The sequence below is a fragment of the Bradyrhizobium arachidis genome, assembly GCF_015291705.1.
Taxonomy (GTDB): domain Bacteria; phylum Pseudomonadota; class Alphaproteobacteria; order Rhizobiales; family Xanthobacteraceae; genus Bradyrhizobium; species Bradyrhizobium arachidis.
The window spans coordinates 1,518,511-1,537,467 of sequence record NZ_CP030050.1 but is presented as its reverse complement, the minus strand read 5'-3'; the positions used below and the strand labels follow the sequence as shown (position 1 = coordinate 1,537,467).

Genomic DNA, 18,957 nt, shown 5'->3' with positions numbered 1-18,957 from the left:
GCGAGACTAGCGAAATCCGGGGCCGGCGTCTGTCCCTAGCAATAGGGACAGACGGTCTCTGGCCGCGTCGTCCAAGGTCGAGCACGCGCGCGGTTCGATGACGAAGTCCGCATGCCCACGACACCGGGCATCGACGATACATGAGCGAGTGTTCGCCTAAAGGCCAAAATCCTCATCCGCGCGCCGTGCGGTCTGCCGCTTGCTACAGGGCACGCGGCAACGGAATGGCGGACGAGAAAACATTGTCCGGATCGTAGCGGCGCTTTACTTCCATCAATCGTTTCGCATTGCCGCCATAACTATGCCGGGCGCGATCGGGATCGTTGGGGCCGAGCAAGTTTGGATATCCGCCAGGCAGCGCCGCCGCGAAGGCCTGGCGGGTGGAGCGCGCCCAATCTCGATGCAGTGGCTCGTCCTCGGCGTCGGCCCGGTCGGGGAAGGTCGCGAGCATCTCGACCAGCACATGATCACGGCGGAGACCGAAGGCCGTCGCGGCCTCCGGGACACGGGATGCCGCGCCCCTGAACTCGTGGGTGAAGATGGCGCAGCCCGGCGATACCGCCGCTTCCATCGCATCGACGAACGTGTCGATGCATCTGCGGTCGAACACGGGCAACGAGCACGTCTCCATGACAGCCCGCAATCCATCGACGAGGTAGGGATCGAACACGCCGAGCAGCGCGCCGTAGGATTTTCTTTCGATCCGGCCGGCGAGCAAGGTCCCTAGCTTGAGAAAGGGTTCAAGCTTGGCCCCGCCTTCTTCCGGTCGGCCGCTCCAGGCTGGAATCAACATGACCGCAACCGTGCCCGAGGGATCGGCGACGAGCCCCGCCTGCACCGTCAACTCATCCGGTGCCGATGCCGTCAACGAAGCGCATCCTTCGAGTACGGCGCGCGCCTCGGCAAAGGGATAGACCAGCAGACCGGAAAGGACGTTCGGCAACTCATGCACGCGGTGACGCATCTGCGTGACCACGCCGAAATTGCCGCCGCCGCCCCGCAGCGCCCAGAACAGGTCGGCATCGTTGTCGTCATCCGCAGACACGATTCGTCCGTCCGCCAGCACCACCTGTGCGGCGAGCATATTGTCGAGCGCGAGCCCGAAACGTCCGATCAAGGGGCCGTAGCCGCCGCCGAGCGTGAGCCCGGCCATGCCGACGCAGGAGACGGAGCCCGCCACGACAGCAAGGTCGGCTGGGTCCGTCACCGCCGTGACGTCGGCGACGCGGGCGCCGCCGGCAATCGTGACGAAGCGATGGTCGGAGCCGAGCACCACGTGTCGCATGTTGCTCAAGTCAATGACGATACCGTTGCAGAGAGCTCGGCCCGCCCAGTCGTGGCCGCCACCGCGAACCGAAAGCGGCAGCCCGTGCTCGCGCGCAGCACGAATGGCGGCCTGCACGTCGGCAGCGGATTCGCAGTGCACGACGGCCCGAGGCGAAACGTCGGTTTGCTTTGCCCAGAGACCGGTTGCGGCGACATAGCGTTCGCTTCCAGGCAACGAGACGCGCCCGGCGATTTTACCACTCAGGCCCAGGAACGCGCTTTCGATGGAATCCGACATGGTCTTGCTCTCCGTTGATTTCGCGCGAGCGGAACATTTGGCGCGACTGACGACCGGTTTACGGAGAAGCGGACAGACGTTCGTGAAGATTCCTGCTCTTTTGCGAGAGCAATCAGGCGAGCTCCGAGGGCGCGACGCCGTGTACACGGCGGACCCATCGCGACAAATGGCTTTGATCTGCAAACCCGGTCTCTGCCGCAATTTCAGCCAGTCCCATGCGCCCGTCCCGGATGTGCTGGACCGCCGCGTGAAGGCGAAGATGGACCACATAGCGATACGGCGTCATGCCGACGGAGCGGGCGAACACACGCGAGAAATGGAACTCACTGCGGCCAATCAGTGCGGCAAGCTCGGCCACCTGGATCGGCTCTGCGATGTGGGCAAACACGTAATCCCTGATCCGCTCCAGCGCGTATCGGCCCAGCCTGCCGCGGGATGAAGCGGGTGGATTTGACGTATGGCCAACCAGAAGGCGGCCGATGAGACGGCTCGCAACCTCACTCCAGAACAAGGGGCCGCGCGGATAACCACCCGCAACTTCTGATTCCAGCTGCCGCGCCGCCCGGAGAAGGGATTCATCGTATCCAGAGACGCGCTCGCACAATTCTGCATTAGGGACGTGATCTTCTGCCGACGCGAGCGCTAGCCGGCGTGGCTCCACCGCGATGAGCAGCACGTCCGCCGATTGGTTGCTTTCAGCCTCACAATCAATACCTGCGGGACCGATCGCGAGCGCGCCGGCGGCTGCTTCCTGCTTCGCGTGCAGCCCGGCCATACGGCATTCAATCCGCAGCGACGACGGCGACATCTGGAAGTAGATCAGATGCTGGAGCGCAGTCGCGCGGAAATAGGCTCCCCCGTCGAATCGCACGCGAAATGCGCGGACGCCGCTCTCGCCGGCAGGTCTTTCAGCGTGAAGCAGTTGCGGGGGACGGCCATCCTTCTGCGCCCAGCGTAACTTTCCGAGTTCCCTCATCGCAGCGAAAGCCCTGTTGGAGATAGCAGCCAATAATCCCGCAAATTGAGGTGTGGAAACCTGAAGGGAAAGAGTTTCGAAGAACCATGACGCACACGTGAGAACGCGTGATCACCATGCGCGATTTCGAATGAAGCTCCCGCAAGGCCGCCTGCGCGGCCACATCCTGAAATTCCAGAAGATCAAGGATTTGGAGCAGAGTGGCGAGCCAGCTCGTTGCGATTGCCGCAAGGTGACGGCGGAAGTCGTCGCTTCACTCGATAGCCTCGTCGGCAAGGGCGAGCAATGAGGGTGGTATCGCCACGCCTAGCGCCCTTGCGGTCTTGAGGTTGATCACGAACTGAAATTGAGTCGGCTGCTGGACCGGCAGATCGCCAGGACTGGCACCTTTGAGAATCTTGTCGACATATTCCGCGGCGCGTTGGTATGCGTCCTTCAGTACAGGGCCATATGTCAGCAGGCCACCTGAGCGAGCATACTCGACAAAGCCGGTCATTGTGGGAAGTCGCCGTCTGTTTGCCTGATCGATGACCGTCTCCCGAAGGGTGACGGTGACCGGGTCCTCGATAACAATGACACTTGTCGCACCGGATGCGACAAGCGCGTCCATCCTGGATTCGGTCAACTCCGCCGCGTTTCGTATCTCCAGGGGTTCGAGCCTTATGCTTTCCATATCAGCTGCCGCCTTCAACTGTCTTAGAGCCAGAGCACTGTATGGCGTGTCTGGGTTCAGGAGCACGCCGACAACGCGCTGCCCCGGAATGCACGCCAGCAACAACTGAAGCTGCTTGCCTTTCAAGTCGGTGGATTGACCGCTAAGGCCTGTTGCATTCCCTCCTGGTCGCGACAGGGATTGCACCAGGCCAGCCCCGATTGGATCGCCGACGGTCGAAAACACAATGGGAATAGTCTCAGTCGCTGCTTTGAGCGCTTTGGGCGCCAGCGTTCCCCAACCCGCCACCAGCACATGCGGTTTCAATTGCACAAGTTCGTTGGCCAGTGCGGCGAGTCGCCCGGGGTCCCCCTCGGCGGACCGGTGTTGGAAGAAGAGGTTGCGGCCTTCGAGATAACCCAACTTGTGCAATGGTCCAAGGAGTTGAGAGCCATCCGCGTCCGGTTCAAGCGTTAGCAGTGCGACCCTGTAGACTCTCGATTCGGCATGCGCCCTGACTGCACATGACGTGCACAAGCCTCCCAGCATCCAGATAAATTCGCGCCGCCTCATCGCCGCCCCAAACCCACGTTGAGCACAATCGGTCTGCGGCGCTTCCGGACCGCTCATTTCGGATAGGATCGGCCCAGAACGCAGCCGGGTCGATGTCGATGCGCGGCGCTCAAGGCTGGCTCCCCTGGGTTCTTGTTTCCTCCAGGCGAGACTAGCGCACCACCGCGCCGGCGTCTGTCCCTAGCGATAGGAACAGACAGATGATGCGACTGAAGCCGCCAGCCCTGCCGGCCATCGTCAGTTCAGCACACGCTCTGCTACTTCAGAGCCAGGCTGACGGTTGGGGCGTCGACCGTGACGCTGGGAAGGGACCCTGCAGTTTGCGACAGCGCCGGACTGCCCGATCCACAAATCAACAAAGCAACGCAAAAAGAGGGGACAAATGCACGTGACGAGAACCTCATGACGACGGCTCCCTATACCCAACCCCAAGCTACTCGCTTTGGTTGAAAGCTACAAGATCGTCGCAGATGGATACGAGCAAGCGCCGGAGCTTGCCGCCGGTGGCTTGAATGTTTGCTTGTCCTCAGTTGCAGGCACGGAGGACCGAACTACTGCGCCTCGGCGATCTTCGGTCCGGATGACAGCATCTGCGCGTTGGCCGCCAGGGGCCGCTTCGATGGAGATGCCGGGTCCGGCAACCGGAACGCGGCGTCGGTCGGCGCGCCCTGGGAAGGCCGGCGGGCTACGGTTGCCGGAAGCACGATCACCTTCGCTCCGACTTTCACCCGCTCATAGAGGTCCACGACGTCGTCATTGGTCAGCCGGATACAGCCGGACGAAACCCGCTTCCCGATCGTATCGGGATTGTTGGTGCCGTGAATGCGATATTCGGTCTCGCCCAGATACATCGCACGGGCGCCGAGCGGGTTGCCGGGACCGCCTGCCATGAACCGCGGCAGATAAGGCTGACGCCCGATCATCTCTGTGGGCGGATGCCAATCCGGCCATTCAGCTTTGCGGGCCACAGTCTGCTCACCGGACCATGTGAAACCTTCGCGGCCAACACCGATGCCGTAGCGCATCGCCTGCCTGTCGTTCAGGACGAAATAGAGGAACGTGTTCTTGGTATCGATGATCACGGTGCCCGGTGCCTGGTGGCTGGCGTAATCAATGACCTGCCGGACCAATGCTCCGGGACCGTCGGCGGCTTTTGGTGGCTCGACCAGAGGCGCCGGGGCGGGGGCCGGAATCGGAGCTGGCGCTGGAGCCGGAACTGCCGCTGATGCACGAACTGGAGTTGCCACGTAAACGGGCGTTGACGACGCCCGGGCTTCCTGCGCGGAGGGCTTCCGTGCCGGTTGCTCGCTCGCCGGGCGAGTCAGCAAACCGTACCCCAACGCGGCGACGGCCAAGACGCCAATAGCAACTCTCGCGGCCATTGGGAGTGCGAACGTCTCCGCCTTTCCACGTTTGGCGCGCTTAGCCATATCTTTCCCCAGGTCACTCTGTCCAAGAGAGGTACCCAGCAAAATTTAAGAAACTTCGAAGCGATGTCGCTCAGACGGGAGCCGTTCGCTATGGTTAACGCGAACTCATGTTCGGCATTTGGCGTACCGCTGGAAATGTCGCGACGAGGACGATGCGTTTCTCATCGCGAAAACCAGCGTGGGTGACAGGTTGCAACAGGACTTATTTCTCGAAGCCTCGCCTCTGCCGCCCTACCCTCCGTGCTCCACCCGCAATCTACCAGCTTAGCGAACCGGCGGAACTTTCCCGATCGACTGCGTCCCCGCTGACATCCGCTCGCGCTGGATGCCGATCGCGTTCAGTAACCGCGCGACGCCGATCATCATCAGCACTCCGGCAACACTAACCACGATCTGCATCGCAAGCCCCGCCCAGAGGTCGAGCAGCGTAAGTTGGCTGGCGAGCGCCAGAAGGACGCCGAGACAATAGATCGGCAGCGAATTCTCGCCACAGCACTTCGCGCAGCTCAGCACCGGCGTCGATAGCCCGTCCCAATTCCGCGGAATGAATCGTAGCGCCACAATTGCAAGAGCTACAAAATGCAGCAGCCGTATCGGACTGAGATTCGATTTATCCGGTGGAAATGGCAGGTCCCTCAAAAGTTGCGAGACCAGCGGCACGATGCTCCAACTCTGAGCAAGGACCAGGCCGAAAACCAGATAGAGAACGGCCAGAACAAGCGTCAAGCGCGACATCACCCACGGCCGGAATTTCTCTCCCTCAATGACGCACCATGCGCCCAGCACGATCAGAAATTGCCAAGCCAGCGGATTGAAGAACCAGACGCCGCCGGGCCAGGCGGGAACTCTCCAACCAAAGACGTGCACGAGCGCGTAGAGCAACAAGGACACCCCAAGCGTGACGTTCGGCGCTCGCAGCAGCAGCCACAGCAGCGGCGCGAACAGCACGTGAAAAATCACAAAAACCGGCAGGACGTCGGTGTTGACAGGCCGGTATTGCAGGATTGCGGCGTGAGCAAGCGTCGCGCCCGGACGTTCGAGCAGAATTCGCGTATTGCTCCCGTCGGCGAGATCATCGCTGCCCGCAAGGTAGACCAGAATAACGCAGGCGAGTGTAAGCAGTAGAAACGCCGCGTAGATGTCCCATCCCCGGCGCAGCGAACGGCCGATCATGCCGCTCCAGCCCTCGCGCTCACGCGCCCTGCCGTAGGCCAGCGCACAGGTCACGCCCGAGAGGAACATGAAGATCTCGGCGGCATCGCAGAAACCGTAGTTGCGCGGCGTCAGCCAGCTCCCGATGTTATTGGGAACATGATCGAGAAAGATCCACCATAATGCGAACCCGCGACAGACATCGATACGCAGATCGCGGCCGGCCGCTCTGAACTCCGGCGGAGTTTCGCCGAACAATCGCGTCGAGGTTTGAGTTCGATCGTCCATCTGTTGGCCCGCGCTCGCGCCTCATAGGGTCGATAACGCGCTCCAGCTATCCGATGGGTGATGGGGGCTCCTTCGTCGCCCAGCTACTCCTTCGAGCGCCAGGGTCGGGAGGATCATCGTCCTCCCAAGGCGCTTCCAGGATTTTATCGCCAACGCCCCGTATCAAAAGTTGGTTTCGCATTTCGGTGAGGCGGGCCCGGCAGTACTCGCGATAAAGCATGTCGAGTATGATGGACATGATCGAACCTCTTCCTGATCGCCACGTCGACGTCCCATGTGACAGATTTCGACCATTTCATCCGGCAGCTAAAAAGGAATGGTGCCGGGAAGTAACTTGTGTCCGACGAACCCTAAAGGTGATGCGGCGATCAAGGCACGACAGGAAACCGGATCAGAGGACAGTGTTGTTCTGCAGAACTTCTGCCCGCGGGCCGATGAGCCCGATCAGTCGCGAGCAGTGCAATAAAGTTGGATCTGGTCTTGCAGACTGCCAGGGATGTTCAAACTGGATCCGACGGCAGCAATTTGAAATAGAGCCATTACAATCATCTCCTCTTAAAGGAGGCATTTTGCTCGCGGCGTTTGCAATCAAAAATTGCTGCAATTTTCTGGTCGCCACGTGAGCCAGTTCACATCAGCATCTATCACAGGTGAATGAGACTAGCAGACAAACGAAGTAGCTTCTTGGAATCCTGCGTACCTGAGGAGACGGTCGGTGCGCGAATTGCAAAATACGGATACCGGCAGCTCGCCTGCCGCAGCATTTTGACGCAGTCGCTTACCAAGGCTGGAGGTCCCCATGTCTACGGACGCAGCCAATTTCGTATCGCATCGATTCTCGACGCGCGAGCATCCGGAGCGGATGCGACTTCCACTATGGCGCGAGAGGTTTGTGCGGGGAATAGTTCACGTAGATATCGAACCTCTAACGGACGTTCCGTTTCAAGCCGACGCAACATTGCAAGCGCTCCGGGGGCTACGCACGCTCGCACTGAAAGGCTCTCCCATGCGCTTCAAGCGCTTGCGGGCAAGCGTTACTGACGGCGAGGACTCGATCGGCCTCATCGCCAGCTTACCCGGCAAAAGTCGTTTGTCGCAGCGCGGCCGCGACATCGAGCTTTGCGCCGGCGACGCAATCTCGATTCTGCATTCGGAGCCCGCTACCGTCACCTATATCGACGGAATATTATTTGGTCTGGCGGTACCCCGCGAGGCGCTTGCGCAGCGCGTGACAGACATCGAGAGCCTCGCCATGCGGCCGATTCCTCAGCGGAATGAAGCCCTCCGCCTCCTCATGACCTATCTGAAGTCAGCATTTAAGGAGGGGGCTCTGGCCGCCCCCAAGCTGCGCGATGCGGTCGTAGCTCACACCTGTGATCTTGTTGCGCTCGCGGTCGGCGAGTGCGCTCCCTTGGGCGAGAGCGATGCGAGTGCGGTCGTGGCCGCGCGCCACGGCGCCGTACTCGACTACATCGCGGCAAATTTTCAGAAGCCTGGGCTTAGCGTCGAGGAGGTCGCTCATCGCCAAGGCATCTCACCTCGCTATCTGCAGCGCCTGATGGCGTTATCAGGATCGTCGTTCACCGGGCACGTGAATGAGCTACGTCTCCAACTTGCGTTCAAACTGTTGACCGAGGCCCGCGCCGGCGCGCAGCTAATTTCCGATATCGCGCTGGAGGTCGGCTTCTCGGATGTTTCGCATTTCAATCGCCTGTTCCGAGCTCGCTTCGGCGATTCGCCGCGTGGGGTTCGTTACGCCGACAGGGATCCCGGCCGAGCCACGTGCCCCTGATCGGCGCGCGCGCGAGATCCTGCTAGCGAATGTCCGCATTGGGCAAGAACCGACGATCCTGGCCGCAGACTACCTGTACGCTTTGCGCTCGGAAGCCGATATCGCGGACTTGGAGTTCGCGTTAGTTCAGGCTGCACGGCCTCGCGAGCGGACCCAGCACGATCGCAAACAATTCGTTCGGCGAGGAGATGCCGAGCCGCTCATAGGCGCGCTTGAAGCGCCGGTCTGAGGTGTCAGGGCATCAACGCCGCTAAGTTCGCGGCGCCGGCTGCGACGGGGATGGCGTAGCAGGCTGCTGCGAAGATGGAGCAGGAGGTTTCTGCTGCGGAGTGGTGACCGTCTGCGGATCGCCGCCACCATGCGGGACACATGTCCCCACATTGCTCAGCAGCCGCTTGGCCTCAACATCGCGGGCCTTCTTGTAGTCCCTGCGCCGGTCGATCCTAGCCGCAGCCATGCGGTCCCACGCATCGAACGCATCGGCATAGTGCTGCCGCATCTGCTCCTCGGCGGCGAGACAGTCGCTGAACTTATCGAACACCAGATCGGTGTTGACGGGCGAGACCCCGCCTACCAGAACCACCAACATCCATTTCATAGATTCCGCCTACGTTCGTGCCCGCTCACCGGGAACGACGAGGCATCGGCAAAGTTCCGAAGCACGGGGCGTTGCCCGCCTGTCTGGACCCCAAGAAATTGCTGGAGCCGGCGATCCGAACCAGAATGGAGGGGATGGGCTTAGTTACAGACTTCAACACTTTCGCCAGTGTGCGTGTTGGCACTCCCGCCGCCCCTGCGAAACTCCAATCGGCAACCTTTGGATACTGGTCGGCAACCGGCGCTATTGCAAACGATCTGTCCGCTCGTCTGCGGCTTCGCCGGTGTAGCCTCGATTTTCCTACGCTCCGCATCCCGCTTCGTCGCATCTTCGCGCGTGGCGACCGGCTTCTTGTCTTGGACCTTCTCGCATTCGTTGTCGTCGTTGACGCGATAGCCAGCGCGGCATGCGATCTTGACGCAGGCATCTCCATCTGCCCTGAAACCATGATCGCACACCAGCGGACAGACGCGGCTTGACCGGGCTTTGATCGCGTCCAGCGCATCGGCGCTTGCGAGCGTCGTATCAAGCTTCGTTCCGGCGTACTTGTTGAACAGTGCCAGGGAGCGTTGTGACTTGGCGCTCCACTCGCCATTCTCCAGATTGGCAAGACAGCCGACGCGGCGAAGTTCGGACTGGACGGACTTGGCGAGCTCTCGCGGCGACTGCACCGGCTCAGCCGAAGGTGCGGGCGATGGGAGGGCCGCAACCTTCTGGTCAGCTTCGGAGCCGCTTTTCTTCTCTGCTGCCTGCTTGTCGGCCAGAGCCTTCGCAACAGCGGCCTCAATCTCCTTACGCCGTTGCTCGGCTGCGGCGGCTTTTGCCTCCTCGACTTGCTTGGCCTTCTCGGCGGCGACCCGTGCATCCTCGGCAGCCTTGGCCGTGGCCGCGGCCTTGTCCTGTTCGGTCTTCTTCGCGCGGTCGGCGGCCAGGCGTGCCTTTTCGTCTTCGGCCTGCCGAGCCTTCTCGACCGCCAGTGCGCGAGCTTCCTCCGCTGCAATCTTGTTGAGTTGCCCCTTGGCAAGCCCGGCATAGAAGCCATCCGGGTATTGGGCGAGGAAGACGTTCCAGCCATCACGGGTGCCGAGTTGCAGGGCAAGCTCATAGTTCCGGCGTATCGCGTCATCCGGGCTGGCCTGAGGCCCACCGGAAATCGGCTTCGCAGCAACGAGCGCCACATCATCGCCGCCAAGCGAACCGTAGACATACGGCTCCTGCTTGTAGCTGGTGTTCTTCAAAACATCGTCTCGGACGAAGCCGAACGCCTTCCGCAGATCGAGCCCGGGCGTCGGCAGCCGCTCGACCAGCGCTGCGGCGAAGGGGCTGTTCCTTGAGTCGCCGTCGGAAGCCGTGGACCCGGCCTTCGCTGCGAAAGCTATCATGGTGTTCGGGCTAGTTGGCTCGACCTTGGCAAGGCCGCGTCCGATGGCACGGGCAGCAACCGTTCGCTTCATGGTCTTGGCGAAGGGGTTATCACGGCAAGCATCAAGGATGATGAGCCGAAGCTGCTTGGCAGGCTCGACGGCGAACAGCGCACGGTCAAGTCCCACGGTCTCATCGAGAACGTCGCTGTCGGTTTCAAGAGCCGCATCGGTCGGTATCAGGTAGTTGGTGCCATCAAGCTCGATGCCGTGACCGGCATAGTAGATGACGGCAACCTCAGCATCTCGCGCGCGTCCGCCGAAGTCGCGCAGTGCCTTGCGCATCTCGGAAGCATTCAGATCGGTCCTGATGTCGATCCAGTCGAACCCGGCCTTCTTGAACATGCCCCCGACCAAGGCGGCATCATTCGCGGGGTTGGAGAGCTTGGGTACGCTCTTATAGGCCGAGTTGCCCATCACTAGCGCGACGCGGCGCTCCGCATATGCTGAGCCGCACATCAGCCAAATCGAAACAAACAAAGAAAACCAACGAAAAGCGCCCATTACAGTCCCCGACAATATGTGCGCAGCCTATGCACAGCCTGCCGAAAGGCAAGCAATCGATCTGTGATCCCCATCACATTCGTCGCACTTCGAGCCGCGGCCGGTGCTCGTAGCGAAAGCGTCAGTTTCGGCTCAAAAGAGCGACGATTCAGGCGGCAGCCTGCGTGTCCGCTTTGCTCTCGGAAGCGGGTATCGCGGATCTAAAATCCCCTCAGTTCAGGCCGTGCTGACCCGCCAGCAGACCCAGCACGATCGCAAACAACTCGTTCTGCGAGGAGATGGCGAGCCGCTCATAGGCGCGCTTGCGGTAGGTCAGGGTCGAATGCAGGCTGATGCCGAGTCCTTGCGAGATCGCCTCGGAGCTGAAGCCGAGCAGGATGCGGCGGCACACCTCCTGCTCGCGCGGCGTCAGCGCGGAGAGCGGCGCGCGCGTTGCGAACAGTGCGGCGAGGTTCTGGTCTGGCGTCGCAGTGGCCATCTGCTGGAAATGACGTGCGACGCTGGCGCCGATTGCCGGCGCGATCGTTTGCAGCCGCGCACGCTCGGCATCGCCGAAGCGACCCTGAGACGTGATGCGGTAGAAATTGACATAGAAGCAGGTGTCGCCGGTCCAGATCGCGGTGGCGCATTTATCGACGATGTCGGAATCGTTGAAGAAGATTTTTCGATAGCGCGCACTGTACATGCGCGGCGCGAACAAGGGCAGCATGATCGGCGCACCGCCCTCGCCCTCGAACAGCGCATCGCGATTGGGATCGGATTCGTGGAATTGCTCGGCATAGGCCGCGCCGAGATCGGCGCCGGTCGGGATGTTGCCGGCATCGAGCAAACAGCTCGCCGCGCCGGCGCGGCTCAGCGCGAACACCATGCAATGGCCGACTCCGGCCTGCCGACGCAGCGTGTCGATCAGGACCTTTGGGAAATCGGGGTGGCCGATGGCGAGCACTGCGGACGTGACGTCAGCCGCCGCCAAGCCTGAGTCCGCCCCATAGGACCGCATCGCTTCCTCCGTCAGACGCCTTTTGCCGGAGGATAGCAGCAAGAGAATTTTACCGGAAGTCGGCGAGGCCGGCGTAGGCAGCGGCGGGGTCGACCGATTCCGATTCACTAGTCAAAGCCAACCTAAGTATGCCCCCTTCATACCCGTGCGCAATGGCGCCATCCGAGTGCCCGATGCTACCAATCAATCGAGAGTGCAAAGCAACGGAACCGGTCTTGCGAGCCGGCAGTTGCGGGGCAAGGTCGGCGGCGTAACGCCCGCCGGCTTTTCTCGACCTTTAGATTTTACGCACGATCTATCCGGGAAACCGCTTCGCACTTTTCCGGATCACGCTTTAGCGGCGCGTTGCCGCTCAATTGGTGTCTACTGCCACGCTTGGCCGCAGAGAGTACGCCATGAAAAACATCACCGATCTCCTGATGCGGTTCTGGCAAGGAAGCCAGTCCACGTCCAATACCGAGGTTGCGGCAATCGCCGAAAACCGGGATCGATCCAGCATGGCTGATTTCGTCCGCATCCTGCAGTCCTACGATCAGGACCAGTACGGCAGGAGCTAAAGCGCGATGAGGTCAGGATGACTCGTCATCGCGCTTTGGCTTGTTGTTTGCGCTTATCGCGTGAGACGTTCAGCCCACCGGCCCCGGTGTCCAATCGTCGCCTGAAAGCGGGCTGACCTTGACGTCCTGGATGACTCCGCGCTCGAGGCTTGGATCGAAGTGCCGCATCGTGCGCTCGTTGAAGTCGATGATGCGGCCGGGCCTGAGTGGTCCCACATCATTGATCTTGACGATGACCTTCTTGCCGACGGCCTCGACGAGGGCATATTTCGGCCTCTCTCCAAATAGGACCCCACCAAATTTCCTGCGCAAGCTCGTCTTGATGGCCGCCGTCCACTCCGACGGATTATAGCGCTCGCCGGAAGCTGTGCTCGGCCCGCCCTCCTCCTTGCCGGGCTTAAATGGATTGTACATGGATGCAGCGCCGACGACTGCATTTCCGGACGCGGCATCAACGACGGTGCTTGAAGGAACCCCACGCGTTTCACCCCGAGCAACGGTAACAGAAACGGCAAGCGCAACCAGGGCGCCGCAAACTGCGGCGCTCGAGCGGAACGACATCATAACTCCTGTGATTTTTTAGATCGCCGGTTCCCGACACCGCAAACAGCGCAAGCGAACGCGAACGCGTTCATCAAGCTTGCACCGGACTTTTACGGACTCGTGCCAACCCCTTGGCTATGGAACCGTCGTGCGAACCAAAGTGGTTCCCACGCAGTGTTTTACGTTGTCGCCGGTTAAGACAGAGAATGCGTCAGCAACATGACCTGACGAACGGCCTATTCCGCCGCCGCCTTGGCTGGTGCGACATTGATCGCGAGCTTGCCGTAGCGATCCGTGAAAGCCTCTGTGTCGATCTCTTCGAGCTTGATCTCGCCGCTCATCACGCCCTGCTTCCACGCGGCCTGCGCCGGATCGTTCTGGAATTCCGGCATCACCTCGCGGCCGAACAGCTCGAGCGATTCGCAGATGTGCTCGTGGCTGTTCTTGCCCGCTTGATTCAGCAGAATGACCTGATCGATATGCGAGGACTGGAAGCGCTTCAGCTTCTTTCGGATCGTCTCGGGCGAGCCGATCAGGCCGCCGCGCAGCGCCGCCTCCTGCGCTTCAGGATTGTCGCGCTTCCATTTGTTGTACTCGTCCCACATGTTGACGGTGTAGGGCGCAGGCCGCTGGCGGTTCTGCGAGGCGCCGTAGAAGCGCAGCGCAAACTGGAAGAAGGTGGCGCCGTCCGCGCGGGCGCGCGCCTCTTCATCGGTCTTGGCGCACATGAAGAACGAGACCAGCGCCATGTTCGGATTGATCTCGTAGTCGGCAAGCTTGTGCAGCCGCTTGGTCATGGCGTTGTAGTAGGCATGCACCCAGGCATGCGCGGCATCGGCGCTGACGAACTGGAAGCCGAGCGCGCCAAAGCCGTGACGGCCGGCGCGCTCGATGGTCGGCAGTTGCGAGCAGGCCATCCAGAGCGGCGGATGCGGCTTCTGCACGGGCTTGGGCACGACGTTGCGCAAGGGGATGTCGAAATATTTGCCGTGGTGCTCGGACCCTGCGTCCTTGAACATCGGGAAGATCGCGGCGACGGCCTCCTCGAACACCTCCTTCTTGGTCTCCATGTCGCGGCCGAACGGCGTCAGCTCGGTGATGGAGGCGCTCTCGCCCATGCCGAATTCGCAGCGGCCGTTGGAGAGCAGGTCGAGCACCGCAACGCGCTCGGCGACGCGCGCCGGATGATTGGTCGTGAGCTGGAGGATGCCGTGGCCGAGACGGATGTTCCTGGTGCGCTGGCTTGCGGCCGCAAGGAAGGATTCCGGCGACGGCGAGTGCGAGTATTCTTCCAGGAAGTGATGCTCGACGACCCAGGCATGGTCGTAGCCGAGCTTGTCGGCGAGTTCCATCTGCGAGAGGGCATTCTGGTAGAGGGCGAGCTCGTCCCCGGCGACCCAAGGCCTCGGCAGCTGCAGCTCGTAGAAGATGCCGAATTTCATGACGCCTCTCCCAGTTCTCTTGCCCGCTTGTTCTTGTTGCGCTCATCTTAGTGGGCGAGGCGGCGCTGTCTACGGAGCAGCAATTCCGCCGCGCGGGAGATCGATCCTTCGCCTGCGCATCATGCTCAGGGCCGGTCCTGGCGCGGGCCTGCACGGTGCGTCGAACCCGACAGCTTGATCCAGATCAACGCGTTAGCGGCCCTGCTGCATCTAAAATGCAGCAAGGCAACGGCCCGGATGCCGTCCCGATTCTCGATACCATTTCAGAGAGACCGAATATGTCGGCCCCTGACGACACGACCTCGCGCGTGCGCCGTAAGCGCATGGAGATTTTCGCCTTCCTGTTCCTGACCGCGGTCGTGATGCCCGTCCTCGCGGTCGGAACGGTCGGCTCCTACGGCCTCGGCGTCTGGATCTACCAGATGTTCGCCGGTCCTCCCGGCCCGCCGCCCTCCCCGCATTGATCCCGACAAGCGAAAGACAGGCATCATGGCCCAAACCACACTCAACCGCCGCGCACTGATCACCGGCCGGGTGCTCAGCGCCGAGCGCGTTATCTCCCCGCCCGGCTGCGAGATCGCCAGCATCGTCGTGCAGGCGCGCCCCGAGCGCCTTTCCGAATTGGAAGCCGAGATCGCCGCGCTTCCCGGCTGCGAAATTCACGGACGAGATCCGCGCGGAAAACTCGTCGTCGTGACCGAAGCGCCGGATGCCGGCAGCCTCGGCACCCTGCTCAACACCATCCAGTCACTGCGCCACGTCTATTCCGCGGCGCTCGTCTTCCACGCCATCGAAACGACTTAAGGGCCGGAGGGCCATCATGACATCGCCGAAGCTCGACCGCCGCCAGATGCTCAAGCTGGAAGCCGCCGCCATCGCGGCCGCCGCTGCCGGCATGCCGGCACCTGCGCTTGCCGCCAATCTCGTCACCGAGCGCGACAACAGCGAATTGAAATGGGACAAGGCCGCCTGCCGCTTCTGCGGCACCGGCTGCTCCGTGATGGTCGCGACCAAGGACAATCGCGTCGTCGCCACCCATGGCGACATCAAGGCCGAGGTCAATCGCGGCCTCAACTGCGTCAAGGGCTACTTCCTCTCCAAGATCATGTACGGCCACGACCGCCTGACGCAGCCGATGCTGCGCAAGACGGGTGGCAAATACGACAAGAACGGCGACTTCACGCCCGTCACCTGGACCGAAGCCTTCGACATCATGGAGGCGAAGTGGAAGGAGGCGATCAAGAAGCGCGGGCCGAACGGCGTCGCCATGTTCGGCTCCGGCCAGTGGACGATCTGGGAGGGCTATGCGGCCTCGAAGCTGTTCAAGGCCGGCTTCCGCACCAACAACATCGATCCTAATGCGCGGCACTGCATGGCCTCGGCCGTGGCCGGCATGATGCGCACCTTCGGCATCGACGAGCCGGCCGGCTGCTACGACGACATCGAGGCCACCGACGCCTTCGTGCTGTGGGGCTCCAACATGGCGGAGATGCATCCCATCCTGTGGACGCGCCTCGCCGACCGCCGGCTCTCCGCGCCGCATGTCCGCGTCGCCGTGCTCTCCACGTTCGAGCACCGCTCGTTCGATCTCGCCGACATCGGCATGGTGTTCGTGCCGCAGACCGATCTCTACATCCTCAACGCCGTCGCCAACCACATCATCACGACCGGCCGCGTCAACAAGGACTTCGTCAACGCCCATACCATCTTCCGGCGCGGACAGACCGACATCGGTTATGGCCTGCGGCCCGAGCATCCGCTGCAGAAGAAGGCGACGGGCGCGGCCAAGGCCAACGACTCCACCGAGATGAGCTACGACGAGTTCGTCAAGTTCGTGTCGGACTACACGCTGGAGAAGGCGGCAAAGATGTCCGGCGTGCCGCTCAATCGCCTGGAGGCGCTTGCCGAGCTCTACGCCGATCCCAAGACAAAAGTGGTCTCGTTCTGGACCATGGGTTTCAACCAGCACACCCGCGGCGTCTGGTGCAACAACCTCGTCTACAACATCCATCTTCTGACGGGAAAGATCTCCTCGCCCGGCAACAGCCCGTTCTCGCTGACCGGCCAGCCCTCGGCCTGCGGCACCGCGCGCGAGGTCGGCACCTTCTCGCACCGCCTGCCCGCCGACATGGTCGTGACCAACAAGGAGCATCGCGACAAGACGGAGCACATCTGGCAGCTGCCCGAAGGCACCATTCCCGACAAGAACGGCGCGCACGCCGTGCTGCAAAGCCGGATGCTGAAGGACGGCCTGATCAACGCCTATTGGGTGCAGGTCAACAACAATCTGCAAGCCGGCCCCAACGTCAACGAGGAGACCTATCCGGGCTTCCGCAACCCCGACAATTTCATCGTGGTCTCGGACGCCTATCCGACCGTGACGGCGCTCGCCGCCGACCTGATCCTGCCGACCGCGATGTGGGTGGAGAAGGAAGGCGCCTATGGCAATGCCGAGCGCCGCACGCAGTTCTGGCACCAGCTCGTCAATGCGCCGGGCGAAGCCAAGTCCGACCTCTGGCAGCTCATGGAGTTCTCGAAACGCTTCAAGATCGAGGAGGTGTGGCCGGAGGAGCTGATCGCCAAGAAGCCGGAGGTTCGCGGCAAGACGCTGTTCGACGTGCTCTACAAGAATGGCCAGGTCGACAAGTTTCCAACCTCGGAGATCGAGGAAGGCTACGCCAACGAGGAATCCAAGGCGTTCGGCTTCTACGTGCAGAAGGGCCTGTTCGAGGAATACGCCCAGTTCGGCCGCGGCCACGGCCACGACCTCGCGCCGTTCGAGAGCTATCACAAGGAGCGCGGCCTGCGCTGGCCTGTCGTCAACGGCCAGGAGACGAAGTGGCGCTTCCGCGAGGGCAGCGACCCCTACGTCAAGCAGGGCACCGACGTGCAGTTCTACGGCTATCCCGACGGCAAGGCGCGCATCTTCGCGCTGCCTTTCGAGCCGGCGGCGGAATCGCCCGACAATGAATATCCCTATTGGCTCTCGACCGGCCGCGTGCTGGAGCACTGGCATTCCGGCACCATGACGCGCCGCGTGCCCGAGCTCTACAAGGCGTTCCCCGAAGCCGTCTGCTTCATGCACCCTGATGATGCGCAGGACATGAAGGTGCGCCGGGGCGACGAGGTGAAGGTCGTGTCGCGCCGCGGCTTCATCCGCGCCCGCGTCGAGACGCGCGGCCGCGACCGGCCGCCGAAGGGTCTCGTGTTCGTGCCGTGGTTCGACGAGTCCAAGCTGATCAACAAGGTGACGCTGGACGCCACCGATCCGATCTCGCTGCAGACCGACTTCAAGAAATGCGCCGTGCGCATCGAGCGGGTGACCCAGTCATGATGAAACGATTAGGCATAGCGCTGCTCGCGGTCGCGATCGCGGCCGGCGCGAGCTCGCTGACCGCGCAGACGGTGACGTCGGGCCTGCGCGGCCCGACCCCGCTCAATGACGAAGGCCCGGCGCCACCGATGCTGCCGAACCGCAACACCTCCGAGCGGGAGTCGCGCAACTATCCGGAGCAGCCGCCGGTCATCCCGCACAATATCGACGGCTACCAGATCGACCTCAACGGAAACAAGTGCCTGTCCTGCCATGCGCGGGCGCGCACGGCGGAATCGCAGGCGCCGATGGTCTCGATCACGCATTTCATGGACCGCGACGGCCAGTTCCTGGCCTCGATCTCGCCGCGCCGCTTCTTCTGCACGGAATGCCACGTGCCGCAGAACACCGCGATGCCGCCTGTCAGCAACGACTTCACCGACATCGACACGCTGCTGTCGCGCGCAAGCCCGGGTGGCCGGCGATGACGACGACCGCCGACGGGCCCAATGAAAAGCTGGAGCAGAAGGCCAAGCGCGGCTTTGTAGCGCGAAGCTGGGACTTCGCGCTCGAGCTTTGGGGCGTGCTGACACGGCCGAGCACGGTGTTCGCATTGGGCACTCTGGTGCTCGCCGGCTTCATAGCCGGCGTGATCTTCTGGGGCGGCTTCAACACCGCGCTGGAGCTGACCAACACCGAAAAGTTCTGCACCGGCTGCCACGAGATGAAGGACAACGTCTACGCCGAGCTGAAGTCGACCATCCACTTCACCAACCGCTCCGGCGTGCGCGCGACCTGCCCGGACTGCCACGTGCCGCACAACTGGACCGACAAGATCGCGCGCAAGATGCAGGCCTCCAAGGAGGTCTGGGGCAAGATCTTCGGCACGATCAACACGCGCGAAAAATTCCTGGATCACCGGCTCGAGCTCGCCGCGCATGAATGGGCGCGCTTCAAGGCGAATGATTCCCTGGAGTGCCGCAACTGCCACAGCGCCGATTCCATGGACATCACCAAGCAGTCGCCGCGGGCGTCGGTGGCGCACCAGCGCTTCCTGTTCACCGGCGAGAAGACCTGCATCGACTGCCACAAGGGCATCGCCCACCACCTGCCCGACATGCGCGGCGTTCCCGGCTGGCAGTAGCGCTGCTG

At 62.2% G+C, this 18,957-nt stretch carries 18 protein-coding genes; 8 read left to right on the top strand and 10 right to left on the bottom strand.

Annotated elements, in window-relative coordinates; translation table 11 throughout:
* Positions 1-202 precede the first annotated feature (202 nt).
* The gene (locus WN72_RS07520; protein ID WP_092216800.1) at positions 203-1,564 is read right to left on the bottom strand and encodes an FAD-binding oxidoreductase; all 1,362 of its coding nucleotides are present in this window, start codon (positions 1,562-1,564) and stop codon (positions 203-205) included.
* 112 nt (positions 1,565-1,676) lie between these two features.
* A complete protein-coding gene (locus WN72_RS07515; RefSeq protein ID WP_027560949.1) occupies positions 1,677-2,540 on the bottom strand; it encodes a helix-turn-helix domain-containing protein in 864 nt (287 codons plus the stop codon).
* A 130-nt stretch (positions 2,541-2,670) separates the two neighbouring features.
* Between WN72_RS07515 and WN72_RS07510 the strand changes: the two genes are divergently transcribed.
* A complete protein-coding gene (locus tag WN72_RS07510) occupies positions 2,671-2,829 on the top strand; it encodes a hypothetical protein (protein ID WP_156950890.1) in 159 nt (52 codons plus the stop codon).
* Here the strand turns inward: WN72_RS07510 and WN72_RS07505 are convergent.
* The 3 genes from WN72_RS07505 to WN72_RS07495 all read right to left on the bottom strand — a co-directional run bounded on the left by WN72_RS07505 (position 2,794) and on the right by WN72_RS07495 (position 6,635).
* Entirely contained in the window at positions 2,794-3,615 is an 822-nt protein-coding gene (locus WN72_RS07505) for an ABC transporter substrate-binding protein (protein ID WP_159073938.1), read from the bottom strand. The two genes, WN72_RS07510 and WN72_RS07505, sit on opposite strands and share 36 nt — an antisense overlap.
* A gap of 701 nt (positions 3,616-4,316) precedes the next feature.
* Positions 4,317-5,195, bottom strand: a complete 879-nt coding sequence (locus WN72_RS07500; RefSeq protein WP_167380879.1) for a L,D-transpeptidase — start codon at positions 5,193-5,195, stop codon at positions 4,317-4,319.
* Between the two features lie 264 nt (positions 5,196-5,459).
* Positions 5,460-6,635: an OpgC family protein gene (locus WN72_RS07495; protein WP_092216802.1), complete on the bottom strand. Its 1,176-nt coding sequence runs from the start codon at positions 6,633-6,635 to the stop codon at positions 5,460-5,462.
* A gap of 799 nt (positions 6,636-7,434) precedes the next feature.
* On the opposite strand from WN72_RS07495, the gene WN72_RS07490 reads away from it, so the two are divergent.
* Complete coding sequence (locus WN72_RS07490) at positions 7,435-8,427, top strand: helix-turn-helix transcriptional regulator (protein WP_092216804.1); 993 nt, start codon at positions 7,435-7,437, stop codon at positions 8,425-8,427.
* Between the two features lie 250 nt (positions 8,428-8,677).
* Here WN72_RS07490 and WN72_RS07485 read toward each other — a convergent pair whose 3' ends face one another.
* From WN72_RS07485 to WN72_RS07475, 3 genes are all read right to left on the bottom strand, one after another.
* A complete protein-coding gene (locus WN72_RS07485) occupies positions 8,678-9,025 on the bottom strand; it encodes a hypothetical protein (RefSeq protein ID WP_092216806.1) in 348 nt (115 codons plus the stop codon).
* A 140-nt stretch (positions 9,026-9,165) separates the two neighbouring features.
* A complete protein-coding gene (locus WN72_RS07480; RefSeq protein WP_027560956.1) occupies positions 9,166-10,950 on the bottom strand; it encodes a caspase family protein in 1,785 nt (594 codons plus the stop codon).
* A gap of 211 nt (positions 10,951-11,161) precedes the next feature.
* Positions 11,162-11,950 carry a helix-turn-helix transcriptional regulator gene (locus tag WN72_RS07475; RefSeq protein WP_092216875.1) on the bottom strand — a complete coding sequence of 263 codons (789 nt, stop codon included), beginning with the start codon at positions 11,948-11,950 and terminating at the stop codon, positions 11,162-11,164.
* 395 nt (positions 11,951-12,345) lie between these two features.
* On the opposite strand from WN72_RS07475, the gene WN72_RS07470 reads away from it, so the two are divergent.
* Positions 12,346-12,507, top strand: a complete 162-nt coding sequence (locus WN72_RS07470) for a hypothetical protein (RefSeq protein WP_167336536.1) — start codon at positions 12,346-12,348, stop codon at positions 12,505-12,507.
* Between the two features lie 69 nt (positions 12,508-12,576).
* Here WN72_RS07470 and WN72_RS07465 read toward each other — a convergent pair whose 3' ends face one another.
* Entirely contained in the window at positions 12,577-13,071 is a 495-nt protein-coding gene (locus WN72_RS07465; RefSeq protein WP_027560958.1) for a septal ring lytic transglycosylase RlpA family protein, read from the bottom strand.
* Positions 13,072-13,286: 215 nt separating this feature from the next.
* Positions 13,287-14,492, bottom strand: coding sequence for an LLM class flavin-dependent oxidoreductase (locus tag WN72_RS07460; RefSeq protein WP_092216807.1), 1,206 nt, complete (start codon positions 14,490-14,492; stop codon positions 13,287-13,289).
* 278 nt (positions 14,493-14,770) lie between these two features.
* On the opposite strand from WN72_RS07460, the gene napE reads away from it, so the two are divergent.
* From napE to WN72_RS07435, 5 genes are read left to right on the top strand one after another with little or no spacing between them, the layout of a single operon-like run.
* Positions 14,771-14,956 (top strand): periplasmic nitrate reductase, NapE protein, encoded by a 186-nt coding sequence (napE, locus tag WN72_RS07455; protein ID WP_027532529.1) that lies wholly within the window; start codon positions 14,771-14,773, stop codon positions 14,954-14,956.
* Between the two features lie 25 nt (positions 14,957-14,981).
* Positions 14,982-15,296, top strand: a complete 315-nt coding sequence (locus tag WN72_RS07450) for a chaperone NapD (RefSeq protein ID WP_027560961.1) — start codon at positions 14,982-14,984, stop codon at positions 15,294-15,296.
* A gap of 16 nt (positions 15,297-15,312) precedes the next feature.
* Positions 15,313-17,826, top strand: coding sequence for a nitrate reductase catalytic subunit NapA (napA, locus tag WN72_RS07445; RefSeq protein WP_092216808.1), 2,514 nt, complete (start codon positions 15,313-15,315; stop codon positions 17,824-17,826).
* The gene (locus WN72_RS07440) at positions 17,823-18,293 is read left to right on the top strand and encodes a nitrate reductase cytochrome c-type subunit (RefSeq protein ID WP_027560963.1); all 471 of its coding nucleotides are present in this window, start codon (positions 17,823-17,825) and stop codon (positions 18,291-18,293) included. The genes napA and WN72_RS07440 overlap by 4 nt, the downstream gene beginning before the upstream one ends.
* Positions 18,290-18,949, top strand: coding sequence for a NapC/NirT family cytochrome c (locus tag WN72_RS07435; protein WP_092216810.1), 660 nt, complete (start codon positions 18,290-18,292; stop codon positions 18,947-18,949). Before WN72_RS07440 ends, WN72_RS07435 begins: the two co-directional genes overlap by 4 nt.
* The last annotated feature ends 8 nt before the right edge of the window (positions 18,950-18,957 follow it).

What these genes read in the sequence shown, in the direction of transcription:
- WN72_RS07435 (WP_092216810.1), top strand. Translation starts at nt 18,290, where the DNA reads ATGACGACGACCGCCGACGGGCCCAATGAAAAGCTGGAGCAGAAGGCC.
- WN72_RS07465 (WP_027560958.1), bottom strand. Translation starts at nt 13,071, where the DNA reads ATGATGTCGTTCCGCTCGAGCGCCGCAGTTTGCGGCGCCCTGGTTGCG.
- WN72_RS07475 (WP_092216875.1), bottom strand. Translation starts at nt 11,950, where the DNA reads ATGCGGTCCTATGGGGCGGACTCAGGCTTGGCGGCGGCTGACGTCACG.
- WN72_RS07520 (WP_092216800.1), bottom strand. Translation starts at nt 1,564, where the DNA reads ATGTCGGATTCCATCGAAAGCGCGTTCCTGGGCCTGAGTGGTAAAATC.
- WN72_RS07490 (WP_092216804.1), top strand. Translation starts at nt 7,435, where the DNA reads ATGTCTACGGACGCAGCCAATTTCGTATCGCATCGATTCTCGACGCGC.
- WN72_RS07510 (WP_156950890.1), top strand. Translation starts at nt 2,671, where the DNA reads ATGAAGCTCCCGCAAGGCCGCCTGCGCGGCCACATCCTGAAATTCCAG.
- WN72_RS07480 (WP_027560956.1), bottom strand. Translation starts at nt 10,950, where the DNA reads ATGGGCGCTTTTCGTTGGTTTTCTTTGTTTGTTTCGATTTGGCTGATG.
- napE (WP_027532529.1), top strand. Translation starts at nt 14,771, where the DNA reads ATGTCGGCCCCTGACGACACGACCTCGCGCGTGCGCCGTAAGCGCATG.
- WN72_RS07460 (WP_092216807.1), bottom strand. Translation starts at nt 14,492, where the DNA reads ATGAAATTCGGCATCTTCTACGAGCTGCAGCTGCCGAGGCCTTGGGTC.
- WN72_RS07440 (WP_027560963.1), top strand. Translation starts at nt 17,823, where the DNA reads ATGATGAAACGATTAGGCATAGCGCTGCTCGCGGTCGCGATCGCGGCC.
- WN72_RS07450 (WP_027560961.1), top strand. Translation starts at nt 14,982, where the DNA reads ATGGCCCAAACCACACTCAACCGCCGCGCACTGATCACCGGCCGGGTG.
- napA (WP_092216808.1), top strand. Translation starts at nt 15,313, where the DNA reads ATGACATCGCCGAAGCTCGACCGCCGCCAGATGCTCAAGCTGGAAGCC.
- WN72_RS07470 (WP_167336536.1), top strand. Translation starts at nt 12,346, where the DNA reads ATGAAAAACATCACCGATCTCCTGATGCGGTTCTGGCAAGGAAGCCAG.
- WN72_RS07485 (WP_092216806.1), bottom strand. Translation starts at nt 9,025, where the DNA reads ATGAAATGGATGTTGGTGGTTCTGGTAGGCGGGGTCTCGCCCGTCAAC.
- WN72_RS07500 (WP_167380879.1), bottom strand. Translation starts at nt 5,195, where the DNA reads ATGGCTAAGCGCGCCAAACGTGGAAAGGCGGAGACGTTCGCACTCCCA.
- WN72_RS07495 (WP_092216802.1), bottom strand. Translation starts at nt 6,635, where the DNA reads ATGGACGATCGAACTCAAACCTCGACGCGATTGTTCGGCGAAACTCCG.
- WN72_RS07515 (WP_027560949.1), bottom strand. Translation starts at nt 2,540, where the DNA reads ATGAGGGAACTCGGAAAGTTACGCTGGGCGCAGAAGGATGGCCGTCCC.